Source organism: Georgenia soli (assembly GCF_002563695.1).
Lineage (GTDB): Bacteria > Actinomycetota > Actinomycetes > Actinomycetales > Actinomycetaceae > Georgenia > Georgenia soli.
Genome location: NZ_PDJI01000004.1, coordinates 2,075,792 through 2,092,163 on the forward strand (window position 1 = coordinate 2,075,792; position 16,372 = coordinate 2,092,163).

At 73.5% G+C, this 16,372-nt stretch carries 15 protein-coding genes; 1 reads left to right on the top strand and 14 read right to left on the bottom strand.

Annotation, left to right across the window (positions count from 1 at the left end; all coding sequences use genetic code 11):
• From ATJ97_RS10645 to ATJ97_RS10685, 9 genes are all read right to left on the bottom strand, one after another.
• The gene (locus ATJ97_RS10645) at positions 1-981 is read right to left on the bottom strand and encodes an ABC transporter substrate-binding protein (protein ID WP_098483722.1); all 981 of its coding nucleotides are present in this window, start codon (positions 979-981) and stop codon (positions 1-3) included.
• Between the two features lie 12 nt (positions 982-993).
• Positions 994-1,812: an ABC transporter ATP-binding protein gene (locus ATJ97_RS10650; protein WP_098485392.1), complete on the bottom strand. Its 819-nt coding sequence runs from the start codon at positions 1,810-1,812 to the stop codon at positions 994-996.
• Positions 1,813-1,823: 11 nt separating this feature from the next.
• Positions 1,824-2,579, bottom strand: coding sequence for an ABC transporter permease (locus tag ATJ97_RS10655; RefSeq protein ID WP_098483723.1), 756 nt, complete (start codon positions 2,577-2,579; stop codon positions 1,824-1,826).
• Entirely contained in the window at positions 2,576-3,415 is an 840-nt protein-coding gene (locus ATJ97_RS10660; protein ID WP_098483724.1) for an ABC transporter permease, read from the bottom strand. The genes ATJ97_RS10655 and ATJ97_RS10660 overlap by 4 nt, the downstream gene beginning before the upstream one ends.
• Positions 3,412-4,974 (bottom strand): class I adenylate-forming enzyme family protein, encoded by a 1,563-nt coding sequence (locus tag ATJ97_RS10665; protein WP_098483725.1) that lies wholly within the window; start codon positions 4,972-4,974, stop codon positions 3,412-3,414. The genes ATJ97_RS10660 and ATJ97_RS10665 overlap by 4 nt, the downstream gene beginning before the upstream one ends.
• Complete coding sequence (locus ATJ97_RS10670) at positions 4,971-5,402, bottom strand: PaaI family thioesterase (RefSeq protein ID WP_098485393.1); 432 nt, start codon at positions 5,400-5,402, stop codon at positions 4,971-4,973. Before ATJ97_RS10670 ends, ATJ97_RS10665 begins: the two co-directional genes overlap by 4 nt.
• Entirely contained in the window at positions 5,399-6,424 is a 1,026-nt protein-coding gene (locus ATJ97_RS10675; RefSeq protein ID WP_098483726.1) for a zinc-binding dehydrogenase, read from the bottom strand. Before ATJ97_RS10675 ends, ATJ97_RS10670 begins: the two co-directional genes overlap by 4 nt.
• A 65-nt stretch (positions 6,425-6,489) precedes the next feature.
• Positions 6,490-7,125, bottom strand: a complete 636-nt coding sequence (locus ATJ97_RS10680; protein ID WP_098483727.1) for a VOC family protein — start codon at positions 7,123-7,125, stop codon at positions 6,490-6,492.
• A gap of 175 nt (positions 7,126-7,300) precedes the next feature.
• On the bottom strand, positions 7,301-10,267 hold the full coding sequence (locus ATJ97_RS10685; RefSeq protein WP_098483728.1) for an FAD-binding and (Fe-S)-binding domain-containing protein: 2,967 nt from the start codon (positions 10,265-10,267) through the stop codon (positions 7,301-7,303).
• A gap of 341 nt (positions 10,268-10,608) precedes the next feature.
• Here ATJ97_RS10685 and ATJ97_RS10690 point away from each other — a divergent pair, with 341 nt between their 5' ends.
• Entirely contained in the window at positions 10,609-11,433 is an 825-nt protein-coding gene (locus tag ATJ97_RS10690; RefSeq protein ID WP_098483729.1) for an AfsR/SARP family transcriptional regulator, read from the top strand.
• Positions 11,434-11,534: 101 nt separating this feature from the next.
• On the opposite strand, the gene ATJ97_RS10695 is transcribed toward ATJ97_RS10690, so the two are convergent.
• From ATJ97_RS10695 to ATJ97_RS10715, 5 genes are all read right to left on the bottom strand, one after another.
• Positions 11,535-12,926: an NAD(P)(+) transhydrogenase (Re/Si-specific) subunit beta gene (locus ATJ97_RS10695; protein WP_098483730.1), complete on the bottom strand. Its 1,392-nt coding sequence runs from the start codon at positions 12,924-12,926 to the stop codon at positions 11,535-11,537.
• Positions 12,923-13,246 (bottom strand): NAD(P) transhydrogenase subunit alpha part 2, encoded by a 324-nt coding sequence (locus tag ATJ97_RS10700; protein WP_098483731.1) that lies wholly within the window; start codon positions 13,244-13,246, stop codon positions 12,923-12,925. Before ATJ97_RS10700 ends, ATJ97_RS10695 begins: the two co-directional genes overlap by 4 nt.
• Positions 13,243-14,439: an NAD(P) transhydrogenase subunit alpha gene (locus tag ATJ97_RS10705; RefSeq protein WP_098483732.1), complete on the bottom strand. Its 1,197-nt coding sequence runs from the start codon at positions 14,437-14,439 to the stop codon at positions 13,243-13,245. The genes ATJ97_RS10700 and ATJ97_RS10705 overlap by 4 nt, the downstream gene beginning before the upstream one ends.
• An 84-nt stretch (positions 14,440-14,523) precedes the next feature.
• Positions 14,524-15,147, bottom strand: a complete 624-nt coding sequence (locus tag ATJ97_RS10710; RefSeq protein WP_098483733.1) for a nucleoside/nucleotide kinase family protein — start codon at positions 15,145-15,147, stop codon at positions 14,524-14,526.
• Between the two features lie 116 nt (positions 15,148-15,263).
• The gene (locus tag ATJ97_RS10715) at positions 15,264-16,340 is read right to left on the bottom strand and encodes a YeiH family protein (protein ID WP_211287178.1); all 1,077 of its coding nucleotides are present in this window, start codon (positions 16,338-16,340) and stop codon (positions 15,264-15,266) included.
• Positions 16,341-16,372: the final 32 nt, after the last annotated feature.

Below are 16,372 nucleotides of genomic sequence, written 5' to 3' on the forward strand. Positions count from 1 at the left end.
TCAGCCCTCGGGACGCACGAAGATCTCGTCGTAGTTCGGCTCCTTGCTGATCATTCCGTGCTGCACGGCGGCCTTGGCGAAGGTGTGCACGCTCTCCTCGTCCAGCCCGGGCGGGTAGACGGCCAGGTTGGTCTTCGCGACGAGTTCGGGGTCGAGCTCGAGCTTCTCGGAGATGATCTCGCGCACCCGGTCGGGGTTGTCGGTGGCGAACTGGTTCGCCTCGTCCATCGCGGCCTGGAAGTTCGCGACGACCTCGGGGTTGGCCTCGGCGAACGCGCCCGAGGTGATGTAGTACCCGAGCATGGTGTCCGGGAAGGGCTCCACGAAGTTCGAGATCAGCGGCTTGAAGCCGCGGCTGTCCGAGATGGACTTGTGCGGCTCGACGGACCAGATGGCGTCGACATCGCCGCGCTCCAGGGCGGCCGGCATGTCCGAGTACGGCATGGGGGTGAACTCGAGCCCGGAGACGTCCACGCCCTCCTTCTCCAACGCGGCCTTGATGGTGAGGTCGCCGAGGTTGTTGACCGAGTTCACGGCGATGTTGGCGCCGGCGAGGTCGTCGACGGACTGGATGTCGCCGTCGGGAAGGACGTAGATGCGGGAGGTGTCCTTCTCCGGGTCGGAGCCGGTGCCGCAGCAGTTGGAGACCAGCTTGATGTCCAGGCCCTGGTCGATGGCCTGCAGGTCGGACACGACGTTGGCGTAACCGATCGGGCTCTCCTGGTTGACCACCGACGGCACGATGGCGGAGCCGGCCTCGGCGATCTTCACCTCGACGTCGAGCCCGTGGTCCTCGAAGAAGCCCTCCTCCACGGCGAGGTGCAGCGGGCCGGCGTCCATGGTCGGGATCTGCATGACGGTGAGCTCGGTGAGCCCCTCCTCGTTCTGCTGCGGCGCGGACCCGCCGGAGCAGGCGGCCAGGGCGAGCGAGGCTGCCGCGGCGAGCGCCGCGGCGAGGGACGTGCGGGACCTGCGGTTCATGGTGGTGCTCTCTCAGATCGTGTACTCGGGCTGGTGCTGGTCGGTCGTGCCCGCGCCGGCGACGGGCGCGCGGACGAGGTCGCGGATCTCGGCGAAGACCTGCGAGCGCAGGGCGCTGAAGCGCGGCAGCTCCTTGGTGGAGAGCTGGTCGCGCTCGGGCGGGAGGTCGATGTCGACGATCGTGGTGATACGGCTCGGCGACTTCGAGATGACCGCGACGCGGTCGGACAGGTACACGGCCTCGTCCACGTCGTGCGTGACGAAGACGAGGGTCATGTCGGACTCGTTGCGGATCTGCAGCAGCAGGTCCTCGAGGTCGGCGCGGGTCTGGGCGTCGACGGAGGCGAACGGCTCGTCCATGATCAGCACGGCCGGACGGTAGGCGATCGCGCGGGCGATGGCGACGCGCTGCTGCATGCCGCCGGAGAGCTGCCACGGGTGCTTGCGGGCGGCGGCTGTCAGGCCCACCTGCTCGAGCGCCTCGGCCACGCGGGTGCGCGCCTCGGCCGCGGGCACGCCGGCGGCGCGCAGCGGCAGGGCGACGTTGCGCTCGACGGTGAACCACGGGAAGAGCGAGCGCGAGTAGTCCTGCAGGACGACGGCGAACTCGCGCGGCACCCCGTCGACGACGCGCCCCTCGAACTCCACCGTCCCCGAGGTGGGCGGCTGCAGCCCGGCCAGGCAGCGCAGCAACGTCGTCTTGCCCGCGCCGGAGGGCCCCACGATGGTGAAGAACTCGTTGCGGCCGATCTCGACGGTGATGTCCGCGAGCGCCTGGAAGGCGTTCCTGCCCTCCCCGTACGTCTTGGACAGCTGGGTGACTCGTAGCATCGTGTCTCCGGTCATGTGCGGGCCTGCTGGTCGAAGTACCACCTCAGGCCGCGCCGCTCGATCGCGCCGAACACGAGGTTCAGCACGACGCCGAGGGTGCCCAGGATGAGCACCGCGGACCAGACGGCCACGAGGTTGAAGGAGTTCTGGGCGTTGTTGAGGACGTAGCCGATGCCCTGGTTCGAGCCCGTCATCTCGGAGGTCACCACGAGGATCAGGCCGAGCGGGATGGCGATCCGGATGCCCGCGGCCGCCCGCGCCGCCACGGCCGGGACGACGACGAACACCTGCCGGAACCACCCGTTGATGCCGAAGCTGCGGGTGGTGTCGTGCAGGGTCGGCGAGAGCCCGCGGCAGCCGTCGATGACGTTGAGGAGGATCGGGAAGAAGCACCCGAGGGCGATGATGAAGACCTTCATCCCGGTGCCGAGGCCGAAGATGAGCATCGCGAAGGGCAGCAGCGCGGTGGCGGGGATGGCCCGGACGAACTCGAAGGACGGCGAGAGCGCCCGGTCGAGCACCCGGTTCTGTCCCACAACGAGCCCGACCGCGATCCCCAGCACGATCGCCAGGCCGAGGCCGGCACCGAGGTTCTTCATGCTCGACGCGAAGTCCTCCTGGCCCGGTCCGGTGATCCAGTAGGACTGCACAGACTCCAGCACCCTGGGCAGGGGCGGGTAGTACGGGTTCGTGGACGCCGAGGAGGTCACCCACCACAGGGCGACGGCCAGCACGGCGCCGAGCACCTTCAGCGCGGTCAGTCTCATCGGCCCTCCTTCCGGACGGACGGGTGCCAGCCGATGACCCGGCGCTCCACGGCGCGGATGGCGGCGTTGAGCCCGTACCCGACCAGGCCGATGACCACGATGTAGGCGTACATGCGGTCCACGGCGGCGGCGTTGCGGGCGAGGTTGAGGCCCGACCCGAGGCCGGGGACACCGATGAGGATCTCCGAGGTGATGACGATGATGAGGGCCGTCGCCGAGGCGATGCGCACCCCGGTCACCAGTCCGGGCAGCATCGAGGGCAGGGTGAGCCAGCGCAGGGTGTCGCGCCGGGAGAAGCTGAACGCACGGGCGGTCTCCGCTGCCACCGGGTCGACCGAGCCGACGGCGTAGATCGCCGCGACCAGCATCTGCCAGACCGCGGCGTAGGCCGCGAGAAAGATCTCGCCCGGCTTGCCGCCCCCGATGGTGAGGATGACCAGCGGGATGAGCGCGATCGACGGGATCGGCCGGAGAAACTCGATGACGGGGGTGAACAGCGCCTGCACCACGCGGACGCGGCCGAGGACCACGCCGAGCGCCGTTCCGAGGACGACGGCGATCACCAGGGAGACGGCCCACCCGCCGAGCGTCTGGGCGACGTCCGTCCACAGGGCCGGGGTGGTCAGGAGCTGCCCGAGCGCGGCCGCCACCTCGGTGGGGGGCGGGAAGTCGGCGCGCGGGAGCACGCCCGTGACGGAGAGGAGCTGGACGAGCACCAGGAAGCCGAGGACGACGCCGAGCGGCAGCCAGGGCCCGGCGAACCTGCCGGACCGCCGGGCGGGGCGCCCCCTCCCGACGGCGGACCGGGCGCCGTCGGCCTGCGTCGCCGCGCTCATCCGCCGCTCCGGAGGAGACGGGCGGCCCGCTCCTCGAGAACGTGCCGGTCAACCTTGTTGGTGGCCGCGAGGGGCAGCTCGTCGACGAAGAAGACGCGGCGGGGGTGGGCGTAGGGCTCGAGCTGGCTCAGCACGTGCCGGCGCAGCTCGGCCTCGGTGACCTCCTGCCCCGGCACCGGCACGACGAACGCCACGGGCTTGGCCCCCTTGACGTCGTCGGGCACCGGCACGACGGCCGCGTGCAGCACGCCCGGGTAGGACTCCAGCACCTGCTCCACGGCGCGCGGGTACACGTTCTCCCCGCCGGAGGAGAACATGTCGTCCTCGCGGCCGGCGAAGAAGTAGAACCCGTTCTCGTCCATCTCGAACACGTCACGGGTGTGGTAGAACCCGTCCGGCGTGACCGGCGTGGGCACGTCCGGGCGCCGGTAGTACCCGGTCAGCAGCGCCGGGCAGCGGATCTCCAGCACGCCGCGCCGTTCCTGGGGCCGGCCGGCGTCGTCGACCAGTCGCAGGTCCACGGCCGGCGACGCGGCGCCGACGGACCCGCGCGGGGTGGGGAGGCCGTCGGGGTGGTCGCCGAACGCGACGGGGCCGGACTCCGTGGTGCCGTACCCGAAGTGCAGCGCACCGTTGGGGAAGAGCCGCTCGATGCTCTCGAGCAGGGCGTCCCCGGCCGGCGCGGACCCGACGAAGATGTCGTCGACCGAGGTGAGGTCGAGCGTGGTGGTCAGGTCTGTCTCGGCGAGCATCATGGCGAACATGGGCGGCACGCCGGTGACCCGGGTGCCGCGCTCGGTGGCGACGGCGGTGAGGAAGGCGCGGGGCTCGAACCGGTCGAGCAGGATGACGGTGGCGCCGCCGGCGAGCGCGGTCTGCACGTTCGACAGCGCGTTCATGTGGTACAGCGGGGCGGCGACGACGAACCGTGCGGCCGGGTCGATCCCGCGCTCGAGCGCCACCGACATCACCCACAGGTGGCTGCGCTGGGACAGGACGACACCCTTGGGGTACCCGGTGGAGCCGGAGGTGTAGAGGATCATCGCGGGGTCGTCGAGCGAGCGGGGGCGCCGGGCGGGCCGGGCGGACCGGGCGGTCGCGGCAGACCGGGCCGCGGCGGCCCCCTGACCGCCAGCGGCGCCGCCCGCCTGGCCCAGGTCCGCCAGGCCGCGAAGCGGTCGCACCTCCACGCCGGCCGCCGCGACCGCACGGACCGGGTCGACGTCATCGGCCAGCACGAGAGCGGCCTCGGAGTTCTCGAGGACGTAGGCGAGGCCGTCGGGCGGCAGCTTGTAGCTGACCGGCACGGCCACGTGCCCGGCGCGCAGGGTGGCGTAGAAGGCGACCAGCCAGTCCGTGCCGTTCGCGCCGAGGATCGCCACCTTCGACCCCGCCGGCAGGTCGGAGCCGGCGAGGTCGTCGGCCAGCGCCTCGACCGCCGCGTCGAACGCGCGGTAGGTGACGCGCCGGGTGGCGCCGTCCCGGACCTCCACGATGGCCTCGTGGTCCGGGCGGCTCAGGTCGACGGCGTCGCCCTGGTTCGCGAACGGCAGGTTCATCGCGGGGCCACCACGGCGGAGAGGAAGGAGCCGCGGCCGACGGCGATGAGGCGGCCTCCGGCGTCGTGGATCTCCGCCTCGGCGACCGAGACCTGGCGGCCGGGCCGGATGACGCGGCCGGTGATGCGCAGGGTGCCCAGGGAGGCGGCGCGCAGGTAGTTCACCGTCAGGTCGATGGTGGGCACGCCCGTGCCGAGCGCGCCCACGAGGGCCCAGTCGGCGGCGAGGTCCAGCAGTCCGGCGAGGATCCCGCCGTGGACCACGTCCGCGCCGTCGGCGTTCGCCCACTCCTCGCGGGCGGTGGCCTCGAGGACGATGCGGTCGGCGTCGAGCTCGACCACGCGCAGACCGAGCCAGCGGTGGTACGGGCTCCGGAGGATCTGTTCCTCCACCTCGGCGGCGGTGGGCAGGGTGCGAGCGCCGCTCATGCCTGCGCCCACGGGTCGATGACGATCTTGCCGATGACCCCGCGGTCCCGGACACGGCGCAGGGCGTCGACGGCACCCTCGAGCGGGACGACGTCGTCGATGACGGGGTCCAGCCGGCCGGCCGAGACGTCGTCGAGAAGGGCGCGGAAGTCCCGGTCGCTGAACCCGTTCGAGCCGATGACCTGGATCTCGAAGGTCCAGATGTAGCGCAGGTCCTCCTTGGGGTCGAACCCGGCGGTCGCGCCGCAGACGAGGATCTTGCCGCCGAGCTTGACGCTCTTGAGGGTGGGCTTCCAGGTGTCGCCGCCGGTGTAGTTGACGATGACGTCGAAGCCCGTGTCCGCGGAGATGCGACTGGGCTTGCCGACGTGCTCCTTGGTCCACTCGTAGAAGTCGGTATCGCGGTAGTTGATGTACTCGTCTGCGCCGATCTCGAGCATCCGCTCGCCCTTGTCGTGCGAGCCGACGGCGGCCACCACGTAGGCGCCCAGCTTCTTGGCCAGCAGCACCGAGGCCGTGCCGACGCCGCCGGAGGCGCCGAGGACGAGCACCTTGTCGCCGGCCTTGATCGTCTGCTTGTCGACGATCATCCGGTGGGCGGTGCCGTAGGCCACCGGCAGGGCCGCGGCCTGCGGGAAGGTGACGTTGTCGGGCAGGGCGATGAGCTGCTCGGCGGCGACGAGGGAGTACTGCGCCAGCCCGCCGTCGACGGTCTCCCCCATGAGGTCCGCGCCGCGCAGGGGGTGGACGAGGACCCGGTCGCCGACCTCCCAGCCCTCGACGTCGTCCGCCAGCTCCGCGATCTCTCCGACGACGTCGAGCCCGGGCACCACCGGGAACGGGATCCTGATCCCGGGCATCCCCTTGACGGTGAAGATGTCGTGGTAGTTCAGGGAGGTGGCGCGCACCCTGACCACGACGTGCCCCGGCTCGAGGGCGGGATAGGGGTGGTCGTCGGTGAGACGGAGGTCGTCGACGTCGCCGTGGGCGTCCAGGACGACTGCTCGCATGGTCTTGCTCATGGTGTCCTTCTGTAGCGGGGAAGTGGTGCCGGGTCAGCGGCGCGGGTGCGCGGTGCCGTGCGGGGCTAGATGGTCAGGCGGCCGGCCGGGCCCTCGACCGTGAGCCGGAGCGACGGCTCGCCGGGCCGGACCTCGAGGTCCGTGCCGACGGCGGCCAGCACGGCGGAGATCTCCTCGGGCCGCGGGTGGGTGGCGGAGAGCTCGATCAGCCTGACCCGAGCGTCCGTGCTGCGTGCGGGCGAGGTGCTCGTGCCCCAGTCGATGAGGAAGGGGACGAGCCCGGTCGGCTCGGCGTGGTCCGGCGTGAGCCGCCACTCCAGCAGGGTCCCGTCCGCCGTGCGCCGGGAGCCGGGGAACGGGTCACCGAGGTCGAGACCGGCGGCGCGGGCCGCCTCGACGGCGGCCTCGATCGAGTCGGGGTGCACCACCCACGTCGAGACGGCCGTCTCCCGGACGTCGTCGACGCCGAAGGGGCGCACACCGGAGAACCCGGCGTTCTCCGGGTCGACGCCGAGGATCTCCAGGTAGGCGTCGTCACCGAAGGTGACGAGGTAGTTCCTCGTCCCGAAGGTCGGGTGGACGCCGCCGGCCTCGGGCCGCACGCCCGTGGCGGCCTCGAACTCCGCCACGGCGGCGGAGAGGTCGGGGGTGGTGACGACCACGTGGTCGAGGGCCTTGGGGGCGGCAGCAGGCGTCGGCAAGTGTGGACTTCCCCTCGGACGTCGGGACCCGTGACACGTCGTCGAGCAGGTGCAGCACACCCGGCCCTACGGACGCATCACGTCGGCAGTTACCGCTGTCCGCAGCGTAGCCCGCTGCCGTGCACCGGCCCCAGGGGGGTCGGGCGATGTCCGGGTGCTGAGACCTGGGCGTTCGTCACGTGGGTCCGAGGGGCGGCCGCGTGACCTCCTCGAGGAGCTCGAGCACGTGCCGGTAGGGCCGTGACGTCGCCGCGGTCATCCCCATCTCGCAGGTGCGGTTGCACGAGGCGTAGGCGGCGAACGGCCCGCCCGACCGCTCGGCGGCGGCGATCTCGGCCGCCTCGGCCTCGGTGGCCCCGGCGGGGAGCTCGGGGTGCAGCATGCCCCGGTCGCCGGCGGTGCCGCAGCAGCCCCAGGAGGGCGGCACGGTGACGTCGTCGGCGACGGCGTCGGCCACGGTGACGAGGTCGGCCACCATTCCCAGGTGCACGGCGGAGCAGGTGGGGTGCACGGCGAGGGAGGGCAGCCGCCGGCCGGGCGCCACGGGCAGCCGGTCCAGCAGGTGCTCGCGGGCGAAGACGACGGCGTCCACCACCTTCACGCGCGACCACCGCTCGGCCGCCTCGCCGTCGAGGTGGCGCCCGATGCCGGTGAGGCCGTGGGTGCAGCTGGAGGCGTCGCACACGAGCGGCAGGCGTCCGCCGTCGGTGAGGTCCCAGACCTGGTCGGCGACCTTCCGGGCCATGGTGGCGGCGCCGTCGTGCAGGCCCTTCGACTCCCAGACGGTCCCGCAGCACAGGGCGTCGATCCCCGCGGGGACGGCCACGCGCAGCCCGGCCCGCTCGCACAGCCGCAGGAACGCGGCGGCCGCGCCCTCGCCGTCGCCCTCGGCGGCGAAGAGCGAGCCGATGCAGGCGGGGAAGAAGACGACGTCGGCCGCCGTCCCGACGACGGCAGAGAACCCTTCCGCGAGCGCCGCCCGCGACCCGCCGGGGCCGGGCAGGTCCTCGCCCACCTGCGGGATCCAGTCCCGCAGCGTCTCCCCCGCCACCGCGCGCAGCCCCCTGGTGACGGCCGCGAGCACCGGGCCGGGCACCGCGTCGGCGACGCCGAGGGCGGTGCGCAGGGCCGTCGTCGCCGGGGCCCAGTTCCTCGCGAGGAGGTCGCCCGCCACCTGGACCGGAGCGGGGCGCGTCTCGGCACGGAACTCCTTCATGACCTTGCCGGTGTCGATGCCCACCGGGCAGGCGGTGACGCAGAGCGAGTCGGCGGCGCAGGTCTGGACGGCCTGGTAGTCGTACTCGCGCTCCAGCGCCGCCCGCCGCTCCGGCGTCGACCGCGCCATCTCCCGCAGCAGCACGATGCGCTGGCGCGGCGTGGTGGTGGTGTTGCGCGAGGGGCACACCGGCTCGCAGTACCCGCACTCGACGCACCGGTCGAGCTCGGGGTGCGCGGCGGGGAAGGTCTTGAGGTTCTTCAGGTGGGCCTCGGGGTCGTCGCCCAGGACGACGCCAGGGCTCAGCACGCCCGCGGGGTCGCAGAGGCGCTTGAGCTCGCGCATGACGTCGTAGAGCTCGTCACCGAACTGCCGCCGCACGTACGGGGTCATGATCCGGCCCGTGCCGTGCTCGGCCTTGAGGGAGCCGTCCGCGCCGAGGATGAGCTCGACGAGGTCCTCGGTGAAGGCGGCGAAGCGGTCCAGCTCGGCGCGGTCGTCGAGCCGGGGGTTGATCTGGAAGTGCAGGTTGGCGTCCTTGGCGTGGCCGAAGATCACCGCGTCGTCGTAGGCGTACCGGCGCAGGAGCGCCCCCAGGTCACGGACGGCGCCCGGCAGCGCCGGCGGCGGGACGACGATGTCCTCGAGCAGCGCCGTCGTCCCCTGCGGGCGCGCGCCGGCGACGGCGGCGTAGAGGACCTTGCGGGTGACCCACATCCGCGCCCGGGCGGCGGCGTCCGTCGTGAGCTCGGCGGGCGCCGTCAGGTCGAGCCCGGCGACGACGGGGCGCAGGCGGTTCGCGGCGGCCGCCAGCCCGTCGGCGGTGGCGTCCTGGACCTCGACCAGCAGGGCGGTGTGCTCCCGCACGTCCAGGGCGCGCATGAGATCGGGCGCCTTGGGGTCGCGCTGGGAGACCCGCAGCGAGGAGGCGTCGAGCAGCTCGACGGCGACGGCGCCCGCCTCGGTCAGCGGGATGATCGCGTCGGTCGCGCGGTCGATGGTGTCGAAGACGCACAGCGCGGTCGCGGCGTGCGGCAGCGCGGGCACGGTCTGCAGCGTCACCTCGGCGACGTAGGCGAGCGTCCCCTCCGACCCGACGACGAGGTGGGCCAGGATGTCGGCCGCGGAGTCGTGGTCGAGCAGGGCGTTGAGGGCGTAGCCCATCGTGTTCTTCATCGAGAACTGGTGCTCGATGCGCGCCCGCAGGGCGACGTCTGCGCGCACCCGGTCGCGCAGCCGCAGCAGCCCGGCGTACAGCTCCGGCTCGAGGGTGCGCAGGAGGTCGTCGGCGTCACGGCGGCCGGTGTCCACCACCGTCCCGGAGGGCAGCACGAGCACCATCGACTCCAGCGTGCGGTACGCCGTCGCGACCGTCCCGGACGTCATGCCGGAGGAGTTGTTCGCGACGACGCCCCCGATGGTGCAGGCGATCTCGCTCGCCGGGTCCGGGCCGAGACGCCGGCCGTACCGGGTCAGGGCCGCGTTGACGCGCCGCAGCACCGCACCGGGCTCGCAGCGCACCCGGGCGCCGTCGTCGAGGACCTCGACCCGGGCCAGGTGGCGCCGCACGTCGAGCAGCACCCCGTCGGTCACGCCCTGCCCGGACAGGGAGGTCCCGCCCGAGCGGAAGGTCACGGGGGTGCCGGAGCGGGTGGCGGCGGCCAGCACCGCGGCCACCTGTTCCGTGGACGTCGCGGTGACGACGGCGGACGGTGTCAGGAGGAAGTGCGAGGCGTCGTGGGCGAGGCGGGCCCGGTCGACGACGGCGGTCGAGACGTGGTCCGCGCCCGCGGCCCGCGTGACGGCCGCCAGGTCGGAGGGCCTGCGGTCGGCTTCGGGGCGGCCGGGGTCGGCGTCGCGGCGCCCGTGGTCGGGAAGGCCATGCTCACGGCTCGTCGCCGAAGGGGCCGGTGTGCGGACGGTCATGGATCCCTCTCGGTGCTCGCCTCGTCGCGTCTGCGCCCACTCTGCCACCGCCGTCGGCCGGAGACCGTCCGGATCGCCGGAGCGCCGTGGTCCGGGCGGGCGGACGTCGTGGTCCGGGAGCACGGACCGCCGAGGTCCGCGGGGCGCCCGAGCCTCCGGCTCGACCTCGTGCAGGGGCCCGAGCGTAGGACGACCGCGGGGGTAGCGGGGACCGTCCGGGGGATGATCCGAGGCGTCCCGGTCCGGCCGGAAGGGCGATTGTCGCTGCCCTCTCGCGCGGCTACCGTGGATGTGACCGGGGGATCACCGAAGTGTTGAGGACCTGTCACGCTGGAGTCGACATGGTGCCCGAGGGAGTCCGGAGTTCCAAGCAGCTGACCGAGCTGAGGTGCCTGCCCACCTTCGACCTCCGGGTCGCCGGCCAGTCGGTGCCGTTGGCGCACCGGTCACAGCGCGTCCTCGTGCTGCTCGCCGTCCGGGGCGGCCCGGTCGACCGGGCGGAGCTCGCGGGCACTCTGTGGCCGGACGTCTCCGCGTCGCGCGCCTACTCGAGCCTGCGCTCGACGCTGTGGGGGCTGGCGCGGCTCGGCCCCAGCCCGGTGACGGCCCTGGGGACGAGCGTGCAGCTCAGCCCTGACGTGCGGGTGGACGTGGAGGCGGCCCGCCGCCTGGCGATGCGCATCATCGACCGGGGGCCGGGCAAGATCTCGGCGTCGGCCGCGCTGGCGACGCTGCGCCACGACTTCCTGCCGTCGTGGTCCGAGGACTGGCTGGCCGCGGAGCAGCACCACTTCCGCCAGCTCCGGCTGCACGCGCTCGAGGTGCTGAGCCGGCACCTGAGCGAGAGCGGGGACCACGCCCACGCGGTGGAGGCCGGCCTGCTCGCCCTGGCGGTCGAGCCGCTGCGGGAGAGCGCGCACCGCACCCTCATGCTCGCGCACCTCGCGGAGGGCAACCGTGCGGAGGCCATCTGGCAGTACCACCGGTGCCGCGAGCTGCTCCAGACCGAGCTCGGGCTGACCCCCAGCCCGGAGATGCAGGCCCTGCTCCAGCGCGCGCTGCACGGCCCGGTGGACCTGTCCGAGGGCCGCGGGAGCGCGGCCCCGCCCGGGCATGACCAGCCGTTCCCCGACGACCGGTCGGAGCGCGCGGCAGCCGGCAGCTGAGCGCCGCGCCGCCCGGCCTCAGTCTCGGTGATGGTTCCTGCGTTCGGTGCCGGTTGCACCACACACCGAACGCAGGAACGTGCACCGGAAGCGGACCGCGCTCAGACGTCCTTGAGCGCGGAGACGATGTTGGTGAGCGACTCCTTCGCGTCCCCGAACAGCACCTGCGTGCGGTCGGCGAAGAGCAGCTCGTTCTCGATGCCGGCGAACCCGGGCCGCATGGAGCGCTTGAGGAAGATCGTCTGCCCCGCCTGGTCGGCGTTGATGATGGGCATCCCGTAGATGGGCGCCGAGGTGTCGGTGCGGGCGGCAGGGTTGACGACGTCGTTCGCGCCGACCACCACGACCACGTCCGTGGAAGGCATCGCGGCGTTGATGTCGTCGGCCTCGATGAGCTGCTCGTAGGGCACGTTGGCCTCGGCCAGCAGGACGTTCATGTGCCCCGGCATGCGGCCCGCCACCGGGTGGATGCCGTAGACCGCGTCCACGCCCCGCGCGCGCAGCGCGGTGACGAGCTCGGCCACCACGTGCTGCGCCTGCGCCACCGCCAGGCCGTACCCCGGCACCACGACCACGCGGCTGGCGTACGCCAGGGTGATCGCGACGTCCTCCGCCTGCGCCCGGCGGACCGGACGGTCGGAGACCTGCGTGGACCCGGCGGTCGAGCCGCCCTTGAGCGCACCGAAGAGGATGCCGTTGACGGAGCGGCCCATCGCCGTCGCCATCGCGAGGGTCAAGATGGTGCCGGAGGCGCCGACGAGGGTGCCGGCCACGAGCAGGAGCGTCGAGCCCATCGCCCACCCGGACGCGGCGACCGCGAGCCCGGTGAACGCGTTGAGCAGCGAGATGACGATCGGGACGTCCGCGCCGCCGACCGGCAGCACGAGCAGGGCGCCGAACGCCAGGCCCAGCAGCGCCAGGACGACGCCGAACCACACGTCGGCCGTGAGGGTGACGGCGACGGCGGCACCCAGGCCCGCCCCCAGCGCGGCCACCAGCAGCACCCCGGCGCCCGGGAGGACGATCGGCCGGGAGGTGATCGTGCCCTGGAGCTTGCCGAACGTCAGCAGGGAGCCGAGGAGTGAGGTGGCGCCGACGAAGACGGCGAAGGCCGTGGTGCCCGCGACGACGAGCTTGACGTCGTGCCCCGCGAACTCGGCGAGCTCCATGATCCCGACGATCGCGGCCGCGCCGCCGCCGACGCCGTTGAAGATCGCCACGAGCTGCGGCATCTCGGTCATCTTCACCCGCCGTGCGGCGGGCACGGCGACGGCGGAGCCGACGCCCACCGAGCCGAGCACGACGGCGAGGTTGGCGCCCTCGAAGTCGGTGGAGAGCAGCACCGTGACGACGGCGACCGCGGCCCCCGCAGCACCCAGGAGGTTGCCGCGGCGGGCGGAGCGCGGGGAGGACAGGCCCTTGAGGGCGAGGATGAAGCAGACGGCGGCGGCCAGGTAGGCCAGCTCGGTCACGGGAGAGGGCAGGACGTTCACGGCCGCTCGCTCCCCACCGGCTCCTGGGCCCGCTGCTGCGCCGGCTTCTTCCCGGAGAACATCTCGAGCATCCGGTCGGTGACGACGAACCCGCCGACGAGGTTGACCGTGGCCAGCAGGATGGCGATCGCGCCGAGCACGAGGAGCACCGGGGAGGTCGCGTGCGCGGTGACCATCACCGCGCCGACCAGGATGATGCCGTGGATCGCGTTGGCGCCCGACATCAGGGGGGTGTGCAGGGTGGAGGACACCTTGGACACCACCTCGACGCCGACGAAGGCGGCGAGCACGAAGATCGTGAGGATGGTCAGCCCGCTCATCGGGACCCCTCCGCGTAGCTGTGGGTGGGAAGCTCGCCCGGCTCCGCGGCGGCGGTCACGGGACGCCCCTCGCGGTCCCGGGTCACGCCGTCGTGGGTCAGGGCCATGCCGGCGACGATGTCGTCGTCGAGCGGGACCACCAGGGCGCCGTCGTTGCCCGTGAGCAGCGCGACGACGTTGGCGACGTTCTTGGCGAAGAGCCGGGAGGCGTCGGTGGGCAGGTCGGACGCGGCGGAGGCGAGGCCGACGACGGTGACGGTGCCGCCGCCGCGCGAGCTCGGGACGGCGATGTCCATGCCGGGCATGGAGCCCTCGACGTTGCCGCCCGTCGAGGCGGCGAGGTCGACGACGACCGAGCCCGGCCGCATCGCCGCGACCATGTCGGCGGTCACCAGCCGCGGGGCGCGGCGGCCCGGCACGGCGGCGGTGGTGATGAGGACGTCGGCGGCCGCGATGTGCGGGGCGAGGGCTGCCTGCTGCCGCTCGGCGGCGCTGGAGCCGAGGCTCCGCGCGTACCCGCCCGAACCGGTGCCCTCGGCCGCGTCGAGGCCGACGTCGATGAACGTCGCCCCGACCGAGCGGACCTCCTCGGCGGAGTCGGGCCGGATGTCGTTGGCGGAGACCTTCGCGCCGAGCCGCCGCGCCGTGGCGATGGCCTGCAGCCCGGCCACGCCGACGCCGAGCACGACGACGTTCGCGGGCGGGACGGTGCCGGCGGCGGTCATCGCCAGCGGGAAGAACCGGGGCAGGCGGACCGCGGCCTCGAGGACGGCGCGGTACCCGGCCGCGAGCGCCTGGGAGGAGAGCACGTCCATCGCCTGGGCGCGGGAGGTCCGGGGCAGCCGCTCGAAGGCGAGCATGGTGATGCGCCGGGCGTTGGCGGCGGCGAGGCGCTCGTCGTCGTCCAGGGGCGCGTCCAGCCCGATCGTCACGGCGCCCTCGCGCAGGCGTCCCAGGGCGGTGGCCGGCAGCGGCGTGACGTGGGCGAGGATGTCGACGGCGGCGAGGTCGATCGCGGGGATCACCTCCGCGCCGGCGTCGGTGTAGGAGTCGTCGTCGTGGTGGGCGGCGGTGCCGGCCCCGGACTCGACCAGGACCCGGTGGCCGGCGCGCACGAGCGAGCCCACGACCTCCGGGACCAGGGCGACACGAGTCTCCGGAGCGGGCTCTCGCGGCGCTGCGATGATGCTCACCCCATCGAGCCTAGGCGGCGAGACGGGGAGCACATGGGACTTTGTCCCCTTTTGAGCGGCGTGCCGCCCTGCCCCTGCTCCGGGCTACATCCCGCCCCAGCGCAGGACCACCGGGTTGTCGGCGTCGACCATGTCGATGACGACGTCGGAGCTGCTGACCGGGTCGGCGATCTCCCGGTACAGCTTCAGGGCGGGCAGGTAGCGGTCCCGGTAGCGGGCCTCGACGGCGTCCGGCTCGTCGTCCTCGGCGTCGAGCCGGTCGAGCACCCGGCCCACCGTGACCGACTCCGGCACCGACAGGTAGATGGTCACGTCCCACAGGTCCGCGAGCTCGGGCCGCAGGAGGCTCATGCCGTCCACCAGGACCACCGTGCCGGGCTTCTCGTGGGCGGGGTCGCCGACCGTGATCTCGCGGATGCGGTCGAGCGGGTAGACGTTCTCGTACACCCACTGCGGGTCCGCCGCCTGGTTCGAGCGGCGCACGTGCAGCGGGATGATGAGGTCGTCCGCGCTGAACCGCCGCACCTCGGGCCCGGGGGGCAGCATCGAGTGCAGGATGTCGTCGAGCTGCCGGGCGAAGGTGGTCTTCCCCGCCGCGTCCGGGCCGTCGATCGCCACCCGGAGCACCTGGGCGTCGGACGCCCGGGCGCACAGTCCCTTCGCGATCCTCTCGAGGACGTAACGGCGCTGCCCCGTCGCTGCTGCCATGGCGCTGATCGTAGGGGCGGTGTGCGGTCCGCACGATCGGAGTGCGCGTTCGTCTCACGGCCCGGGAGCATTCGTCCCTCTTGCTGGTCACGGGCCCGGGGTGTGGGCCGCCGGTGTCACAGCAGCGTCAGGACGCCCACGAGCGAGATCCCCGCCGCGAGGACGGCGGAGACGAGGCCGAGCAGGAGCGCGGGCCCGCCCCGGGTCACGAGCGCCCGGACGTTCACCCCGGTGCCCAGCGCCACCATGGCCGCGGTGAGGAGGAACGTGGAGGCGAGCTGCACCGCGTGGAGCACCTCCGCCGGCACGGGCAGCAGCGAGCGCACGGCCACCAGCACCAGGAACCCGATGACGAAGCCCGGCACGAGCGGCGGCCCGGCCGGGTGCGCCGCCGGCTCCGCCCCCTCGAGGACGGCGTCGGCGGACTCCACGGCGGCGCGACGTTCCGCCTCCGCCCGCGCACGCCGGCTGACGGCGTACCCGACGCCGGCGACCAGCGGCGCGAGCAGCACCACGCGGCCGAGCTTGGTGACCACCGCCGTCGCGAGCACCGCCTCGCTCACCAGCCCGCCGGCCGCGACCACCTGGCCGACCTCGTGGATCCCTGCCCCGAGCCACACCCCGGTGGCGTGCGCGTCCAGCGCGAGGGCCGCGGCGAGCGGGGGCAGACCGAGCATCGCGACCGTCCCGAAGATGGTGACGGCGGCGACGGCGGTGGTGGCGGCCGCGTCGACGTCCTCCTCGTCGGACCCCTGCCCCTCCTCCGCGACGGCCGCCATCGCGGCGACCGCCGACGCGCCGCAGATCGCGGTGCCGGTGGCGAGCAGGAGCCGCAGCGCGGCCGGGACGCGGAGCAACCGGCCCACCAGCAGCGTGAGCGCCCACGTGCCCGCGACCGTGAGGACGACGACGACGATCGCGCCCCACCCCAGGCCCACGACCTCCGGGACCGAGAGCTGCAGCCCGAGCAGCACCACGCCCAGGCGCAGGACCGTCCGCGCGCTGTAGCGCACGCCCTCCTCCGTGGCGGCCGGGAGGAGCCGGGTGTTGCGCAGCAGCACGCCGACCAGGATGGCCACCAGCAGCGCGGAGATCACCGGCACGGCGCGGTTGACCGCGAGGGCGAGGAGGGCGACGACGGCGGTCAGGACGAGTCCGGGCGCACGCCGGCGCCAGGTGGTCACGTCGGGCACGGCCCCAGCATGCCGCTCTCCCCGCGCGCGGG

What these genes read in the sequence shown, in the direction of transcription:
- ATJ97_RS10685 (WP_098483728.1), bottom strand. Translation starts at nt 10,267, where the DNA reads ATGACCGTCCGCACACCGGCCCCTTCGGCGACGAGCCGTGAGCATGGC.
- ATJ97_RS10650 (WP_098485392.1), bottom strand. Translation starts at nt 1,812, where the DNA reads ATGCTACGAGTCACCCAGCTGTCCAAGACGTACGGGGAGGGCAGGAAC.
- ATJ97_RS10675 (WP_098483726.1), bottom strand. Translation starts at nt 6,424, where the DNA reads ATGAGCAAGACCATGCGAGCAGTCGTCCTGGACGCCCACGGCGACGTC.
- ATJ97_RS10690 (WP_098483729.1), top strand. Translation starts at nt 10,609, where the DNA reads ATGGTGCCCGAGGGAGTCCGGAGTTCCAAGCAGCTGACCGAGCTGAGG.
- ATJ97_RS10655 (WP_098483723.1), bottom strand. Translation starts at nt 2,579, where the DNA reads ATGAGACTGACCGCGCTGAAGGTGCTCGGCGCCGTGCTGGCCGTCGCC.
- ATJ97_RS10700 (WP_098483731.1), bottom strand. Translation starts at nt 13,246, where the DNA reads ATGAGCGGGCTGACCATCCTCACGATCTTCGTGCTCGCCGCCTTCGTC.
- ATJ97_RS10670 (WP_098485393.1), bottom strand. Translation starts at nt 5,402, where the DNA reads ATGAGCGGCGCTCGCACCCTGCCCACCGCCGCCGAGGTGGAGGAACAG.
- ATJ97_RS10710 (WP_098483733.1), bottom strand. Translation starts at nt 15,147, where the DNA reads ATGGCAGCAGCGACGGGGCAGCGCCGTTACGTCCTCGAGAGGATCGCG.
- ATJ97_RS10665 (WP_098483725.1), bottom strand. Translation starts at nt 4,974, where the DNA reads ATGAACCTGCCGTTCGCGAACCAGGGCGACGCCGTCGACCTGAGCCGC.
- ATJ97_RS10645 (WP_098483722.1), bottom strand. Translation starts at nt 981, where the DNA reads ATGAACCGCAGGTCCCGCACGTCCCTCGCCGCGGCGCTCGCCGCGGCA.
- ATJ97_RS10660 (WP_098483724.1), bottom strand. Translation starts at nt 3,415, where the DNA reads ATGAGCGCGGCGACGCAGGCCGACGGCGCCCGGTCCGCCGTCGGGAGG.